A 14,703-nucleotide genomic window follows, 5' to 3' on the forward strand; every position below is an offset into this window, starting at 1 on the left:
GTCTCCGGCCCGGATTCGACATTAATAGGCGCAGTTGGGCCGAGCCCACCCGCAACCCACGGACGGCCGGGGCGAAGGCGGGAGCGCGCCTGGACCCGCCTCGGACGGGCGCTTCGGTATGCGGGTGCGGGCGTCACCGGCGGGCGCGTTTCCGTCGCGTGTTCCCCGCCCCGGGCGCGGCATATCCGGCCCACGCGCCACCAAGGGCAGAATCGACGGGGTGAGCCCAGATGACCGGATTTTGTCCTACCTCACCGATATGGACGGGGTGCTGGTGCGCGAGGACCATATGGTGCCCGGCGCCGACGAGTTCCTCGCCGAATTACGGGCCGAGGAGATCCCGTTCCTGGTCCTGACGAACAACTCGATCCGCACACCCCGCGACCTCCAGGCCCGATTACGCCAGACCGGGCTGGAGATCCCGGAACATTCGATCTGGACCTCGGCGCTGGCCACCGCCAGTTTCCTCAACGAGCAGCGACCCGGCGGCACCGCCTATGTGGTGGGCGAGTCCGGACTCACGACCGCACTGCACGAGATCGGCTACGTGCTGACCGAGATAAACCCCGACTACGTGGTGCTGGGCGAGACCCGCACCTACTCGTTCGAGGCGATCACCACGGCCATCCGGCTGGTCGAGCGCGGGGCGCGGTTCATCGCCACCAACCCCGACCCGACCGGCCCCTCCCGGGACGGCGTACTGCCCGCGACCGGTTCGGTGGCGGCCCTGATCACCCGGGCCACCGGCCGCGACCCCTACTACATCGGCAAACCGAATCCGCTGATGATGCGCTCGGCGCTGCGCCGCATCGGTGCCCACTCCCAGACCAGTGTGATGGTCGGCGACCGGATGGACACCGATGTGATCTCCGGGATGGAAGCCGGTATGCGCACCATCCTGGTGACCTCCGGTATCTCGACGAAGGTATCGGTCGAGCAGTATCCGTACCGGCCGACCACTGTGCTGAGCTCGGTCGCCGACCTGGTCGGGCGGGTCCGCACCCCGTTCACCGAAGTGTCGACTCCGCCGATCTGAAGCGTTCTCGGCGCGCCGCCTTCGGTGTCACACGGCGGTCAGCTCAACGCGTGGTCCAGGTCGCCGAGGAGGTCTTCGATGTCCTCCAGGCCGATCGAGACCCGGACGACCCCGTCCGAGAGTCCGATGCTCGCGCGGCCCTCCGGGCCCATGGCCCGGTGGGTGGTGGTCGCCGGGTGGGTGATGAGGCTTTTCGCGTCGCCCAGGTTGTTGGAGATATCGATGATCCGTAGCCGGTTCAGCACCTCGAAGGCCCGCTTCTTCGCGAGGTCCGCGGCGGACGCGAGTTCGAAGGTCACCACGGTGCCGCCGCCGCGCATCTGCGCGGCCGCCAGCGCGTACTGCGGGTGCGATTCCAGGAACGGGTACCGGACCCAGCTCACGGCCGGATGCTCGTCGAGGTAGCGCGCGATCCGCAGCGCCGAATCGGTGGACTGGCGGACCCGCAGCGGCATGGTTTCCAGACCTTTGAGCAGCGTCCAGGCGTTGAACGGGCTCAGGGCCGGGCCGGTGTGGCGCATGAGCGTCTTGACCGGGCCTTCGATGTACTCGGAGGTACCGAGGATCGCGCCGCCCAGTACCCGGCCCTGACCGTCGATGTGTTTGGTGCCCGAGTAGACCACCACGTCGGCGCCGAGTTCGAAACCACGCTGCAGCAGCGGGGTGGCGAACACATTGTCCAGGACCACCTGCGCGCCCGCGGCGTGCGCGAGTTCGCAGACCTTGCGCACGTCGACCAGGGTCTGCATCGGGTTGGCCGGAGTCTCGAAGAACACCGCGGTGGTGGGTACGGACAGCGCCGCTTCCCACTGGTCGAGATCTTCGCCGTCGACGAACACGGTCTCGACACCCCAGCGGGGCAGGATCTCGTTGCACACCACGAAACAGGAGCCGAACAGGCTGCGCGCGGCCACCAGCCGGTCGCCTGCCTTCAGCAGCGCGCCGAGGGCGACGAAAACGGCGGCCATACCGCTGGCGGTCGCGAAACAGGCTTCGGCGCCGTCGAGCAGGCGCATCCGCTCCTGGAAGGTGGTCACCGTCGGGTTGCCGTAGCGGGAGTACACGTAGTGCGGGTTGTCCCCGGTGAACGCGGCCTCGGCCGCTTCGGCGCTGGCGTAGACGAACCCGGAGTTCAGGTACAGGGCCTCGGAGGTTTCGTCGAACCCCGAGCGGCTCAGGCCGCCGCGCACTCCCAGTGTCGCCGGACCGACTCCTTCGGGTAACGGCCGTTCGAACGAACCGCCGCCGATCACGACTGCCGCCAGGGTAATCCGTGGGCCCGCCAGCCGGAGCCACCGCGGTGCCCGAGTTCGTCGAGCGGGCCCTCGAAGCCGTCGCTGATGTTGTAGGAGGGTGCGATACCCGCGGCGGTCGCGGCGTCGGCCGCATGCGCCGAACGCTGGCCGGAGCGACACAGGAAGAGCACGGGCGCGTCCGCGGGGCGGTCGGACAGTGCGCTACGCAGCTGGTCCAGGAATTCGGCATTGCGGGTGCCGGTGCCGTCGACCCACTCCACCAGCAGCGTCGGTTTGGCGATGGAGCTGGTGTCGGGTACTCCGACGAACTTCCATTCGGCTTCGGTCCGCACGTCCACCAGGACTGCGTCCGGGTTTTCGGTCAGCAGGTCCCATGCCTGCTCCGGGCCGATATCCCCTGCGTAACTCATATGTGGCACCTCCTGCGAATCCGCACTTGCCGCATCCGATCGATGCGCGCCAGGTCGTCACCCGGAGCACCCCACCGCGGAGGAGGGTTGCCGACCAGCGAGCCGGGGCTTGGCACTGGCACTCATGACCTAGCCGAAAAGATTGCCCGGCGAGGTCGGCCGTGTCAAACATCGGTTGACGTCTTCGGCGGGCTCAGCCGGCCGGCTGGTTGCACACCAGCCAGTCGCCGTCGGACTGGAACAGCCACCAGGTCGCGGTCCGCTCCGCGCCTTCGACCCGGCTGGTCACTTCGATGTTCGCGGTATCGCCGGTGATGTGGACGGGGCCGAATCTCGTGATCTCGATATCTTTTCCGGTTTCGCCGGGTTTCAGCTGTCCGGCCAGCGGGGAGCGGGCGGGTACGAAACCGGGGCAGACCGCCTGGCGGGGCGGTTCGGTCCCGTAGCGGTTGCTCACTTCGGCGAACTCCCGGACCGCGCCCGCGATCCGGTCGGAATCTGTGACATTTTTCTCAGCGGGCGCCACCAGGCCGGCGATGAGTACACCCGCCAGGACCAGGGCCGCCACCACCGCGGCCACGACGAAAGGGGTGATCGAGCGCGGTCGCTCGTCGTCGCCCGCTTCGGTGGCCCGCTGCTCGTCGGCCGCTCCGGAATCGCTCATACCGACGATCATCCCTGGTCCCCGGATCGCACCGTGCCCGCACCCCGATAGAATCGCGGGTGCGGCGGGTACCGCAGCACAGCGCTACCCGCGGAGACGTGGGACGACGAACGGTGAACAGCCACCCACGGACGGCGCGATGTAGGTGCATACGAGCCGCGCGTCAAGTTAGCCTAAGCTAACAACAACGCCAGTGATTCTTTCGACCGATAAGGGTGCGCGTAACAGATGACCGAGCAGAAGGAAGCGAACCGCCCGCTTCGGATCGCGATCGTCGGGGCCGGGCCGGCCGGTATCTATGCCGCCGACGCGTTGATGAAATCCGATGTGGACGTCTCGATCGATCTGTTCGAGCGGATGCCCGCCCCGTTCGGACTGATCCGCTACGGCGTGGCGCCGGACCATCCGCGGATCAAGGGCATTGTCACCGCCCTGCACAAGGTGCTGGACAAGGAGCAGGTGCGCCTGCTCGGCAATATCGACTACGGCACCGATATCACGCTGTCGGACCTGCGTCGCTTCTACGACGCGGTGATCTTCTCCACCGGTGCCAACGCCGACCGGGCGCTGCCCGTCCCGGGTATCGACCTGGACGGTTCCTACGGCGCGGCCGACTTCGTGTCCTGGTACGACGGGCACCCGGACGTGCCGCGCACCTGGCCGCTGGACGCGGAGAAGGTCGCGGTGCTCGGTGTCGGCAATGTCGCCCTCGATGTGGCGCGGGTGCTGGCCAAGACCGGTGACGAACTGCTGCCGACCGAGATCCCGCCGAACGTGTACACGGGCTTGAAGAACAACAAGGCCGTCGAGGTGCACGTGTTCGGCCGCCGCGGCCCGGCGCAGGCCAAGTTCACCCCGCTGGAGCTGCGCGAACTCGACCACTCCCCGACGATCGAGGTGATCGTCGATCCGGAGGACATCGACTACGACGAGGGTTCGGAAGCGGCCCGGCGTCATTCCAAGCAGGTCGATATGGTGGCCAACACTCTGGAGCAGTGGGCCATCCGCGACCAGGGTGATCGCCCGCACAAGCTGTTCCTGCACTTCTTCGAGTCCCCCGCCGAGATCCTCGGCGAGGACGGCCGGGTCGTGGGCCTGCGCACCGAACGCACCCAGCTCGACGGCACCGGCAATGTGAAGGGCACCGGCACCTTCAAGGAATGGGAGGTGCAGGCCGTCTACCGGGCCGTCGGATACCTGTCCCAGAACATCTCGGAGCTGCCCTTCGACGATCAGGCCGGGGTCATCCCGAACGAGGCCGGCCGGGTCCTGGTCGACGAGGATGCCGACGGCGCCGCCCGCTACCTGCCCGGCACCTATGTGACCGGCTGGATCAAGCGCGGTCCGGTCGGGCTCATCGGCCACACCAAGGGTGACGCGAACGAGACGGTCGCCTGCCTCGTGGATGACAGCACGAAGTTCGTGCCGGCCGAGAACCCGGAGCCCGAGGCCGTGCTGGAGTTCCTCGAGGGCCGGGGTATCCCGTTCACCACCTGGGCCGGCTGGTACCGGCTCGACGCGCACGAGCGCTCGCTGGGCGAGCCCGAGGGCCGCGAGCGGGTCAAGGTCGTCGAGCGCGAAGATATGTTGCGCGCGAGCGAACCTCACAAGGTTTGATCCACCGTCCGCTGCTCCCGGTCCATGGTCGAGAGCAGCGGGCGCCCCGATCTATCAGGCATGCTGTAGCAGTGTTCGACGCCCATGTACACATCATCGATCCGCGTTTTCCGCTGATCGAGAACGAAGGCTACCTACCGGAGCCCTACACCGTCGCCGACTACCGGCGGCGGATGTCCCGGTTCCGGCCTTCCGGTGGTGCGGTGGTGAGCGCCTCGTTCCAGAGCAACGACCAGAGCTATCTGCGCGCTGCCCTGGCCGAACTCGGACCCGGTTGGGTCGGCGTGACCCGTCTGGATCTCGATGCCTCCGACTCCGAGATCCTCGACCTGCACGAGGCCGGCGTGCGCGCGGTCCGGTTCAATCTCAAACGCGCGGCCGCCGATATCGCGAGTATGACCCGGCAGGCGTTGCGGGCCTACGAATTGGCGGGCTGGCATGTGGAGATCTACGTCGACGGCCAGATGCTGGCCTCGCTGCAACCGGTGATCCTGAAACTGCCGAAGGTGTCCATCGACCATCTCGGGATGTCGGCGGAGGGTCTGTCGTACCTGCTGGACCTGGTCGACCGGGGTGCGCGGGTGAAGGCAACCGGTTTCGGACGGGTCGACATGGATGTCGCGACGGCGTTGCGCCGGATCCACGCGGTCGATCCGGCGGCGCTGATGTTCGGCAGCGATCTGCCCGGCACCCGCGCGGGCCGGCCGTTCCGCGAATCGGATGTGGAGCTGATCTGCGATGTGGTCGGCACCGATATGAACGCGGTGCTGGAGGACAATGCCCGCGCGTTCTACGGACTGCCCGCGATCGACCGCACCACCGAGGACCCCACCCCCACCCTGCCGTTGTTCGTGCCGCCGCGCCAGGACCGACCGTCGGCTCACGACGGGACGACACGGCCGCTGCCCATCATCGAAAAGCGTTCCGGCCCGAGCTGACTCGGTCCCTTCGGGGTCGGCGGCTCAGGCGGCGATCGCGCCGATCACCCACACCCCGCTCGCCAGTAGCGCGCCCAGCAATTCCACCAGAATCGAGAGCCCGACACCCTTGATCGCGTGTTTGCTGGACACCCAGGCCTGCCGGTTATCGGGGAGTCGCTGCAGCTCCGAGACATATACGCCGACCACGAAACCCACGAACAAGCCGACCACCGGGATCACGAAGAACCCGGCGATCCCGGCGAGGCCGCCCAGCAGCAGCGTCCGGTTCGGCACTCCCGCTTCTTTCAGCTTGCGACCCGGCCAGGTGTACTTCACGACTCCGGAGATGACCAGCAGGACGGTGCTGATCGCCAGTACCGCCCACGCGGTGGTCCCGCCGGTGACGAAGGCCCAGACGGCGATCGCCCCGAAGATCAGGATCACCCCCGGCAGAATCGGCACCACGATGCCGATGAGACCGACCAGGATCACCAGGCCGACAACGATTTCTCCCCAAGCGCTCACAGCACCAAAGTAGCTTGGAACGGACGCGGTCGCCGGTCCGGTGAACGGGTATGAGCACCGTCCGTTCTGTACCGGACGGGATTGCCGCCGGCCGGTACGAATTCGCGCATGTCACCGGCCGAATGTCGCTCCGGACGGAACCCCTGTGGCCAGCATGCGCGCGGTCAGATCCAGCACGCCGGCGCGGTGGCGGCGGGCGCCGATCACATCGGTGATCTCCGGACGCATGCTCGCGAAGATCGCCGACGCCAGGAATTCGGTGTCGGCATCGGGAGCGACCTGCGCGATCAGATCGGCCAGCAGGGTGCGCCAGGGCGCCCAGGTGTCGGATTCACAGACGTCGGGCAGGGCGCGCATCAGCGGGGTGAGCTCGATCGCGGTGAGGTCGAACACCGCGGCGACGACCGCCGCGATCCGATCGCGCACGGGCACTGCCGTATCCGCCGCGAGGGCGCGCACGGTGTCCCAGCCCCGGCCGGTGCGCTCCTCGACCAGTGCGCGGACCAGTCCGTCACGGTCGGTGAACCTGCGGAACAGCGTGCCCTTGCCGACTCCGGTGGCCGCCGCGATGTCGTCCATGGAGACGTTGTCGCGTCTTTCGTCGCAGATCAGCCGCCCGGCGGCGGCCAGGATCGCGGCGCGATTGCGTTCGGCATCGGCACGCACCGGGACTCCTCGTGTTGACAAAAGCGGACTATTGGTCCGTATGATACCGGATAGGTAAGCGGACTGATAGTCCGCATGGAGAGGTGGTGTGCTATGCGCGCGGTTCGGTATCACGAATACGGAGCGCCGGAGGTACTGCGCGTCGAAGAGGTCGAGGACCCAGTGCCGGGGGCTGGCGAACTCTTGGTCCGCGCCGCGGCCACCGGCGTCAACTACTTCGAAGTGCAGGTCCGGGCCGGGGTGGTACCCGACCCGCTCGGCTCGCCGTTGCCGCATATCCCGGGGATCGAAGTGGCCGGCACGGTGGTCGCCGTCGGTCCCGGTGTCGCGGCACATCGGATCGGCGAGCGGGTGGTCGGGAAGGTCGCCGCCGGAAGTTATGCCGAATTGGTGGTCGTACCCGCGGCGGATGCCACGCCGCTCGACGACCGGCTCGGCGAGCATCGCGCGCTCGCGCTGCTCGGGCAGGGTGCGACGGCCGTGGGGGTGTTCGAAACCGCCGGGATCGGACCCGATGACACAGTCCTGGTGGAGGCGGCCGGTGGCGGCATCGGAACCCTGCTGGTGCAGTTGGCCAAAAGGGCCGGTGCCCGGGTCGTGGCCGGCGCGAGCGCGGAAGCAAAACGGCGTCTGGCCGCCGACCTGGGCGCCGACACAACTGTGGACTACTCACGACCCGGCTGGACCGAGGAGGTGGGGCCGGTATCGGTGGTGCTGGAAACCGTCGGCGGGCAGACCGCGCGCGAGGCCTACGGTCTGCTCACCGTGCCGGGCGCCCGGATGGTCGTCTTCGGTTCGGCCAGTGGCAATCCGGTGGAGATCGGTTCGGATCAGCTCCTCCGGGTCGGCGCCGCGCTCATCCCGTTCAGTCTCGGCTACCGTCCGCAGCGCTGGCCGGAACTGGTCCGGAGAGCCGAGGAGCTGGTCGTGCGTGGCGAACTCGATCCGGTGATCGGCACGGTCCTGCCCTTGGCGGAAGCCGCGGCGGCCCACCGCGCCTTCGAGGCCCGTACCGCGCTCGGTAAGACCATCCTCATCCCCTGAGCCGGCCGGTCTCTGCTGCTAGACCTCGTCGTCCACCCAGTGCAGGCCGGCGTTCATCTTGTGCAGGTCTTCCAGCCGCAGGCCTTCGGAGTCGCCTCTGGCGATCACCGGATTACGCATCTCGAGGGCTCCGCCGGGGTCCAGGGTGACCGGCGCCCAGACGTGCTTGGGGTTGAGGTCGAACTCCTCGAGATTCGCCGGGATATCGTTCGGCCGCTCGGGCGGGACGATATTGACAGCACGCGCGTTCAGCGCGCCGACGACATAGCAATCCGCCCACCCGCGCTGTTCGACGAAGACCGCGGCGCCGTCTCTCGGGAAGGTCAGGGGCACGACCTCGTAGTGGCGGTTGTCCCTGAGTAGATCCCGTTCGCCGTTGGGGCGATAAGGATCGATATGGCCGCGTGCCGGATCGGCGAGGGCGTCGCGATGCCATATCTGTTGTCGGAGGTCGCGGGTGCCTACGCGGAGGCGGTCGAGGGTGCCGCTCATGACCGCACGTTGACCGTGGGCGTTCCCGATCGGCTCGCGGGTGCCGGGGGCGGCCGTGAGGAACGGGTCGCGGCGTCGGGTTGAGCGGTGGCAGCGATTCCGCCTCGACCTGTGTTCGCGGCTGTGCGAAGCATGTCGGGACGGTGGCCGTCCGGCTGTGGCCGCAGCGGAGGGTGGCAGCACGTTTCGGAGGTGGTCGCCGCCGCCGCGCTGGTCGCGGCCGCGTGACGGCCGCGGGGTACGGGCCCGGCCGCGGCTGCCGACCGGCGATCGCTGCTCGGCGTCGGACGAGTCGGCTCGCGCCCGGGCCTCGATCTCAGTTCTGGCGTGGCAGGAGTTCGGTGACGAAACGATCCAGGAAGCCGTCGAGCGGTTTGCCGGCCGCCGGGACCACCACGAACTTGCTCAGCCCGGCGTCGAGGTAGCCGTCGATCAGCCGGTGCAGGTCCGGCCAGCTGCCCGCGACCAGGTCGGCCGGGTCGGTTCCGGGACGTTGGTGCGCGATCCCCGCCGCCAGGTCGGCCGGGATACCGTCCGGTGCCAGCAGCAATGTGATCCCGAAATGGTCGGCTTCGATCTCCCGCCCGGCCGCGGCGGCCTCGGTGTTGATCGCCGCCACCCCGGCGGCCGCCTCGGCGGGGGTGAGGAAACTGCCCAGCCAGCCGTCGCCGTACCGGCCGATGCGCCGGAACGCGGCGGGTGCGCGCCCACCGAGCCAGATGTCCAGGGGGCGGGCCGGGCGTCTGCCCACCCGTGCCGCCCGCACGGTGAAGTAGTCGCCGTCGAAGTCGACATCGTCTTCCCGCAGTACCGCGCGCAGTAGCCGCAGGGATTCGTCGAAGACGTCGCCGCGCCGCCCGGCCACCGGGAACAGATCGCGTTCCTGCGGGGTGGCCGGCTGCAAGCCGAATACCGGCAGCACCCGTTCGGGCGCGAGCGCCGCCAGCGAGGTGAGCTGTTCGGCGACCAGAACGGGGTGGCGTCCGGGCAGGATGGCCACCGAGGTCCCGACCTTCAGATGATCGGTGCGCGACAGCGCGAACGCCATCCCGACGGTGGGGTCCACGGCCGGTGCGTAGATCAATTCGGAGAACCACAGGGAATCGATCCCTTCGGCCTCCAGCCGATCCACGAGCTCCGGCAGGTCCTCCGGATCGCTGCCGGAGCCGGTACCGACGCCGAATCGAATCTTCATCACGCCACTCCTGGTCTGGACGAATTGCCCGTACCGCGACCCTACGGCGTCGGATCCGAGACGGCCCAGGACCTGCTCTTTGTGCCCGGCAGGGGCGGGCCGATCGCTCGGAGTGCGAAATTCGTTACAGATGCTGCCCATCCATTTGCGAAACGGCGTCGAATATTAGATGGTATGTCTCATAGCTACAAGCCATAACTGCTGCTAGGGCGCTATGTTCGGTCTCGTCCATCGGCTGTCGGGGGCTTGGGTGAGAGCGCAACCCTGAGAGTCCGGGCGCCCGCCCGGGCGGACAACGAAACCAGAGAAACGAGGATTGAAATGGGACTGCTCGGTGGTCTGCTGGAACTCGTCGGTAGCGTCGTCACGAACCTCGCCGCTGTTGTCGGTGGCCTCGGCGGCGTCCTCTTCTGAGTGGGCGCCCCGCCGGCGGAGGTGCTCGTGAACACTGCACCTGACGCGCATTTCCGTGCGGGCGAATTCGTTGTGGGGTGCCCGCTCCGGCCCATCGCTGTGCGGTGACGGCCGGAGCGGGCCTTCCGATGTAGCCACCCTTCCGTGCCGGGCATCTCGGACACGTTCCGGCGCATCTGCGTTCGCTGTGAGGAGTTCAGTTGCTTCTGAGTGTTGTCGGACAGCTCGTCGGCACGGTGCTGGATCTCGTGATCGCGCTACTCGTTCCCTAGCGGGTCCGCGCGAGGTCGATTGCCGCGCGGCACTGCCCGGGGCCGCGCCGTTCTGATCAGGTCGGAGGTCTGAATGAGCCGCGCCCGCACGGTGTTCGAGCGAGTGGTCTGCGCTGTCGCCGGCGCGGCGACCCTATCGGTCGCCGCACCCTCGATCGGACCACCCGCGGCCGCCCGTGCCCAGGACGGCGTCGAAGTGGCGTTGGCGGAGGCCGGGGGCTGCCCCGGCCTCTTCGTTCTCGGTGTGCAGGGGACCGGCGAGTCCACCCCGGATTCCCCGGTGGCCGCGGACGCCGGTCTGCTGTCGCTGGTGCTGGGTCCGCTGACCGAAATGCTGAGCGGGCCGGCCGTGGGCCGCGCCTATGTTCCCTACCTGGCCGGTTTCGGCGGTGCACTACCCGGTGCCACCACGGCACCGTATTCCGTCTCGGCGGGTGAAGGTCTGGAACGGTTGCGCGATATGGCCGCCGAGGTCGCCCAGCGCTGTCCGAACTCTCAGCTGGGATTGGTCGGTTACTCGCAGGGCGCGCATGTCGTTTCGATGTTCGCGCGCGAGGTGGGCACCGGCGGGGGTGCGGTGCCGGCCGACCGGATCGCGGCCGTGGCACTGCTGGCCGACCCCACCCGTGCCCCCGGGGCGGCGGTGTTCCCCGGACTGCCGCACGCCGGGCGTCCGGCACCGGCACCCGGTACCACGGGTGCGGGATTGGCGGTGCTGCAGGAGTTTCCGCGGCATCCCGCGCCGGGCGGCGGTATCGGGCCACTGCGTGATATCGCACCGGACTTCGGGGAACTCACCGGCCGCGTCGCCTCGCTGTGCCTGCCCGGTGACCTCGCCTGCGACGCCCCCACCGACGCCCCGCTGCTGCATATGGTGGTCAACATCCTCGGCCAGGCGGAATTGCTCCCGTCGGACCCGGTGGCGGCGCTGGCATCGATCGGCGACGGTTTCTCCTCGACGCTCTCGCGCACCGCGACCGCGGTCGTCACCCACGATCTGCGCGGATACTCTTTGGGCACACTGTCGCTGACACCGGAGAAACCGCTCGGCGTCCGACTCGCCGAAGCCGCCGACCCGCGCTCGGGCAGCGAACCGCAGGCCCGTGAAGCGTTGCTGAAACTGGGTACCAGTGCGCTCAACACCCTGCTGGCCATCATCGGAATCGCCCTCGAGCCCGCCGAGGTCGCCGGTATCGCCACCGCGCCCGACCCGCTGACCGGTATCGAACGGGCCACCGACGCGGTCGTCGCCGCCGCCCGCCGCCCGCTGCCGCGGCGCACCGTGTTCAACCTGATCAGCAAGTCGTTCAACGCACTCGGCCAATTGAGTGCCGAGAACGCCGAACTCCTCGACCCCGGGCTGTGGCTGCGCTACGCGGATACGGTCCGCAAACACGGCGACTACTTCCACGCCGGCTATACGGCGGACGGCCGGCCCGCCGCCGACCTGGTGCTGAAATGGTTCACCGCGGTCGCCGAAGACCTCGCCACCAATCGCATCCCCGTACCGTCCCCGGCGCAGCCGGCCGCTCCCGCACCCGCCGACCCCGGCCCCGCGCCACAGCGGTCGCCGCCGCAGCCTGCCGCGCCTGTCGGCGAGCCCGATATTCGCAATGTCGCGGTAGGCGCCGAATCGCCACCTCGGACGCGCGCGGGGACCGAGACCGCGGCACCACGACCGCTGCACGGCCTCGCTCCGTATCTGCTCGGATCGGTGCTGCTGGCGGTGGTCTCGGCGGGCGCGTGCGGTGCGATCAGGGTCGCGCATCGGACGCACGGTGTGCGGTGGGTGGCGGGCGCGGTGCGCGGCCTCTGGTACGAGGGCCGAAAGCGAGCAGCCGAGTTCGTCCACCGAGTAAGGGAGCGGACGTAGCCTTCCCACCGACCCACCGACCCACCGACCCACCGACCCACCGACCCGCGACTCCGCGCAATCAGGATCTGTCCGGCGACCACCGGCCGTCCGCCTTCGCCGATTCGATGGCCGCGTAACCCGCCTCCCGCACCCGGCCCGCGGCGATCAAGCTGTCCGTCTTGGCCCGGTTGATCGCCGACCACGGGCTCCCGGGTGTGCGCGGCGAGTAGCGCTGGAGGTAGTGGTCGGCGTCGAGGGCGCGGCGGTGGCTGTCGATCCAGCCGCAGCGGAGGGCTACGTCGAGGGCCTCGGTGATGGTGACGGTGGGGACGGGCGCGTTCTTCTCGGCGATCTTCAACCGCGGAATGACCACCGTGAACTTCTACGTCGACGATCTGGCGGCCGCCCGGGCCGATCAGAACAGGGTCGGTTCGCCGAAGCCGGGGGTGCGTTCGATCGCCAGCAGCTTCGATTTCGTATCGATACCGCCCGGCGCCGAGAAACCGTGCAGGGAATGGTCGGCGGCCAGGACGCGGTGGCAGGGCACGATGAGGGGAATCGGATTGCTGCCGAGCGCCTGACCGACCGCCTGCGCGGCCCCGGCCGCGCCGCAGCGGCGCGCGACCTCCCCGTAGCTGAGCGTGTGCCCGGGGTCGATGGCCCGGGTGACCGTGTAGACCGCGCGGTGGAACTCCGGCGGCCCCGTGAGGTCGAGCGGTATCCAGCGCAGATCGTCGAGATCACCGTCGAGGTGGGCGCGGATGCGGGCGAGCGCCTCGCCGCGCGGGCCGGTGCTCGGCTCGGGGACCGGGCGGGCGTCGCCGCCGCGGAACCCGGCGCCGGGATCGTGGCCGGGGAGGGAGAAGCGGGCCACGGCGTCCGCCCGCCAGGCGATGGCACAGCGGCCGATCGCGGTGTCGAAATTCGTCGCGTCCAGCGGCGCGACCGTACTGTCCGGCATACCGCCAGTCTGCTCGTGCCCCCCGACAACCACCGGCCTCGGGGCGGACCGCACCGACCCCGTGACTCGGAGCCGCTGTTGTCATACTGTCAATATGCCCCGTGGGGGCTGACACTGGATCGACGACGAACCGAGGTAGGGCGTGAGTACACCATCCACCGCCACCAAGCAGGGCCCGCTCGCGGGCATTCGCGTGATCGAACTGGCCGGAATCGGGCCCGGGCCGCATGCCGCGTTGCTGCTGGCCGATCTCGGCGCCGATGTGGTGCGGGTCCAGCGCGCCGGTCAGCTGCCCGGCGGCGCCGACCGGCCGCAGCTGCGTGGCCGCACGGTCGTGGAGGCCAACCTCAAGGACCCGGCCGATATCGAGAAGGTTCTCGGGCTGGTGGAAAAAGCCGACGTCTTCATCGAAGGCTTCCGGCCCGGCGTCACCGAACGGATGGGACTGGGACCGGACGACCTGCTCGAACGCAACCCGCGCCTGGTCTACGGCCGGATGACCGGCTGGGGCCAGGAGGGTCCCCTGTCGGACCGGGCCGGGCACGACATCAACTACATCAGCCTCACCGGCGTCCTGCACGCCATCGGCCGCAAGGGCGAACGGCCGGTGCCCCCGCTGAACATGGTCGGCGATTTCGGCGGCGGCTCCATGTTCCTGGTGTTCGGCATCCTGGCAGCCCTGGTGGAACGCCAGAACTCCGGTAAAGGCCAGGTCATCGATGCCGCGATGGTCGACGGGACGCTGGCGCTGTCGAATATGATCTGGGCCTTCCGCGGTACCGGTGCCTGGTCCTCGGAACGCGGAACGAACCTGCTCGATACCGGTATGTCGTTCTACGACACCTACGAGACCTCCGACGGCAAATACATGGCCGTCGGCGCGATCGAGCCCCAGTTCTATGCCCAGCTGCTGGCCGGTCTGGAGATCGACCCCGAGGGCCTGCCCTTCCAGATGGACCCGGCCGGGCAGGACACGCTGAAGAAACTGTTCACCGAGAAGTTCCGCAGCAAGACCCGCGACGAATGGGCCGCGATCTTCACCGGCACCGACGCCTGTGTGACCCCGGTGCTCACCTTCGACGAGGCGGGCGAGAACGAACATATCGCCGCGCGCGGTTCGCTCATCGAACTGGACAACGTCACCCAGCACGCCCCGGCGCCCCGGTTCTCCCGTACTCCCAACGGCGTGCCCACCCCGCCGCCCACCGAGGCGACCCCGATCGAAACCATCTGGACCGACTGAACCCGAGGGTGGGCCGGTTCGCGCGCCGGTCCGCCACCACGCTCGCGCGGGTCGTCGAACCGGTGCGGCCGTCGGCTGCTGTGCGTACAGGCGAAGCGGCGGCCCGCAGCCGCACGGGCATCGGCGTCCCGCG

15 protein-coding genes and 1 riboswitch are annotated in these 14,703 nt (G+C 68.9%); of the genes, 6 read left to right on the top strand and 9 right to left on the bottom strand.

Translation table 11 applies throughout. From position 1 onward, the window contains the following. Positions 1 to 259 precede the first annotated feature (259 nt). Positions 260 to 1,036 carry an HAD-IIA family hydrolase gene (locus AB0H42_RS05720; protein WP_357050976.1) on the top strand — a complete coding sequence of 259 codons (777 nt, stop codon included), beginning with the start codon at positions 260 to 262 and terminating at the stop codon, positions 1,034 to 1,036. Positions 1,037 to 1,074: 38 nt separating this feature from the next. On the opposite strand, the gene AB0H42_RS05725 is transcribed toward AB0H42_RS05720, so the two are convergent. From AB0H42_RS05725 to AB0H42_RS05735, 3 genes are all read right to left on the bottom strand, one after another. After that, positions 1,075 to 2,289 carry an O-succinylhomoserine sulfhydrylase gene (locus tag AB0H42_RS05725; protein WP_357050335.1) on the bottom strand — a complete coding sequence of 405 codons (1,215 nt, stop codon included), beginning with the start codon at positions 2,287 to 2,289 and terminating at the stop codon, positions 1,075 to 1,077. Beyond that, positions 2,286 to 2,702: a rhodanese-like domain-containing protein gene (locus AB0H42_RS05730; protein ID WP_357050338.1), complete on the bottom strand. Its 417-nt coding sequence runs from the start codon at positions 2,700 to 2,702 to the stop codon at positions 2,286 to 2,288. Before AB0H42_RS05730 ends, AB0H42_RS05725 begins: the two co-directional genes overlap by 4 nt. 17 nt (positions 2,703 to 2,719) lie before the next feature. Beyond that, positions 2,720 to 2,832, bottom strand: a riboswitch (SAM riboswitch). A gap of 63 nt (positions 2,833 to 2,895) precedes the next feature. Then, the gene (locus tag AB0H42_RS05735) at positions 2,896 to 3,366 is read right to left on the bottom strand and encodes a hypothetical protein (RefSeq protein WP_357050341.1); all 471 of its coding nucleotides are present in this window, start codon (positions 3,364 to 3,366) and stop codon (positions 2,896 to 2,898) included. A gap of 228 nt (positions 3,367 to 3,594) precedes the next feature. On the opposite strand from AB0H42_RS05735, the gene AB0H42_RS05740 reads away from it, so the two are divergent. Both AB0H42_RS05740 and AB0H42_RS05745 read left to right on the top strand, forming a co-directional pair. Beyond that, the gene (locus AB0H42_RS05740) at positions 3,595 to 4,983 is read left to right on the top strand and encodes an FAD-dependent oxidoreductase (RefSeq protein WP_357050344.1); all 1,389 of its coding nucleotides are present in this window, start codon (positions 3,595 to 3,597) and stop codon (positions 4,981 to 4,983) included. A gap of 71 nt (positions 4,984 to 5,054) precedes the next feature. Continuing rightward, a complete protein-coding gene (locus AB0H42_RS05745; RefSeq protein ID WP_357050347.1) occupies positions 5,055 to 5,921 on the top strand; it encodes an amidohydrolase family protein in 867 nt (288 codons plus the stop codon). Between the two features lie 24 nt (positions 5,922 to 5,945). Here AB0H42_RS05745 and AB0H42_RS05750 read toward each other — a convergent pair whose 3' ends face one another. Together AB0H42_RS05750 and AB0H42_RS05755 are read right to left on the bottom strand one after the other, a co-directional pair. Further along, positions 5,946 to 6,428: a DUF456 domain-containing protein gene (locus tag AB0H42_RS05750; protein WP_357050350.1), complete on the bottom strand. Its 483-nt coding sequence runs from the start codon at positions 6,426 to 6,428 to the stop codon at positions 5,946 to 5,948. A gap of 111 nt (positions 6,429 to 6,539) precedes the next feature. Next, a complete protein-coding gene (locus AB0H42_RS05755; protein ID WP_357050353.1) occupies positions 6,540 to 7,094 on the bottom strand; it encodes a TetR/AcrR family transcriptional regulator in 555 nt (184 codons plus the stop codon). A gap of 93 nt (positions 7,095 to 7,187) precedes the next feature. Here AB0H42_RS05755 and AB0H42_RS05760 point away from each other — a divergent pair, with 93 nt between their 5' ends. Beyond that, entirely contained in the window at positions 7,188 to 8,138 is a 951-nt protein-coding gene (locus AB0H42_RS05760; protein WP_357050356.1) for a zinc-binding dehydrogenase, read from the top strand. A gap of 18 nt (positions 8,139 to 8,156) precedes the next feature. Here the strand turns inward: AB0H42_RS05760 and AB0H42_RS05765 are convergent, their stop codons facing one another. Together AB0H42_RS05765 and AB0H42_RS05770 are read right to left on the bottom strand one after the other, a co-directional pair. Further along, a complete protein-coding gene (locus AB0H42_RS05765) occupies positions 8,157 to 8,630 on the bottom strand; it encodes a hypothetical protein (protein ID WP_357050359.1) in 474 nt (157 codons plus the stop codon). 316 nt (positions 8,631 to 8,946) lie between these two features. Continuing rightward, positions 8,947 to 9,825, bottom strand: coding sequence for a TIGR03854 family LLM class F420-dependent oxidoreductase (locus AB0H42_RS05770; protein WP_357050362.1), 879 nt, complete (start codon positions 9,823 to 9,825; stop codon positions 8,947 to 8,949). A 759-nt stretch (positions 9,826 to 10,584) separates the two neighbouring features. Here AB0H42_RS05770 and AB0H42_RS05775 point away from each other — a divergent pair. Continuing rightward, positions 10,585 to 12,384 carry a cutinase family protein gene (locus AB0H42_RS05775; protein WP_357050365.1) on the top strand — a complete coding sequence of 600 codons (1,800 nt, stop codon included), beginning with the start codon at positions 10,585 to 10,587 and terminating at the stop codon, positions 12,382 to 12,384. 61 nt (positions 12,385 to 12,445) lie between these two features. Here the strand turns inward: AB0H42_RS05775 and AB0H42_RS05780 are convergent, their stop codons facing one another. After that, positions 12,446 to 12,739, bottom strand: coding sequence for a hypothetical protein (locus AB0H42_RS05780; protein ID WP_357050368.1), 294 nt, complete (start codon positions 12,737 to 12,739; stop codon positions 12,446 to 12,448). 42 nt (positions 12,740 to 12,781) lie between these two features. Further along, the gene (locus tag AB0H42_RS05785; protein WP_357050371.1) at positions 12,782 to 13,327 is read right to left on the bottom strand and encodes a methylated-DNA--[protein]-cysteine S-methyltransferase; all 546 of its coding nucleotides are present in this window, start codon (positions 13,325 to 13,327) and stop codon (positions 12,782 to 12,784) included. 142 nt (positions 13,328 to 13,469) lie between these two features. Here AB0H42_RS05785 and AB0H42_RS05790 point away from each other — a divergent pair, with 142 nt between their 5' ends. Next, the gene (locus AB0H42_RS05790) at positions 13,470 to 14,570 is read left to right on the top strand and encodes a CaiB/BaiF CoA-transferase family protein (RefSeq protein WP_357050374.1); all 1,101 of its coding nucleotides are present in this window, start codon (positions 13,470 to 13,472) and stop codon (positions 14,568 to 14,570) included. Positions 14,571 to 14,703: the final 133 nt, after the last annotated feature.

Origin of the sequence: Nocardia sp. NPDC050799 (assembly GCF_040654015.1) — a bacterium.
Classification (GTDB): domain Bacteria; phylum Actinomycetota; class Actinomycetes; order Mycobacteriales; family Mycobacteriaceae; genus Nocardia.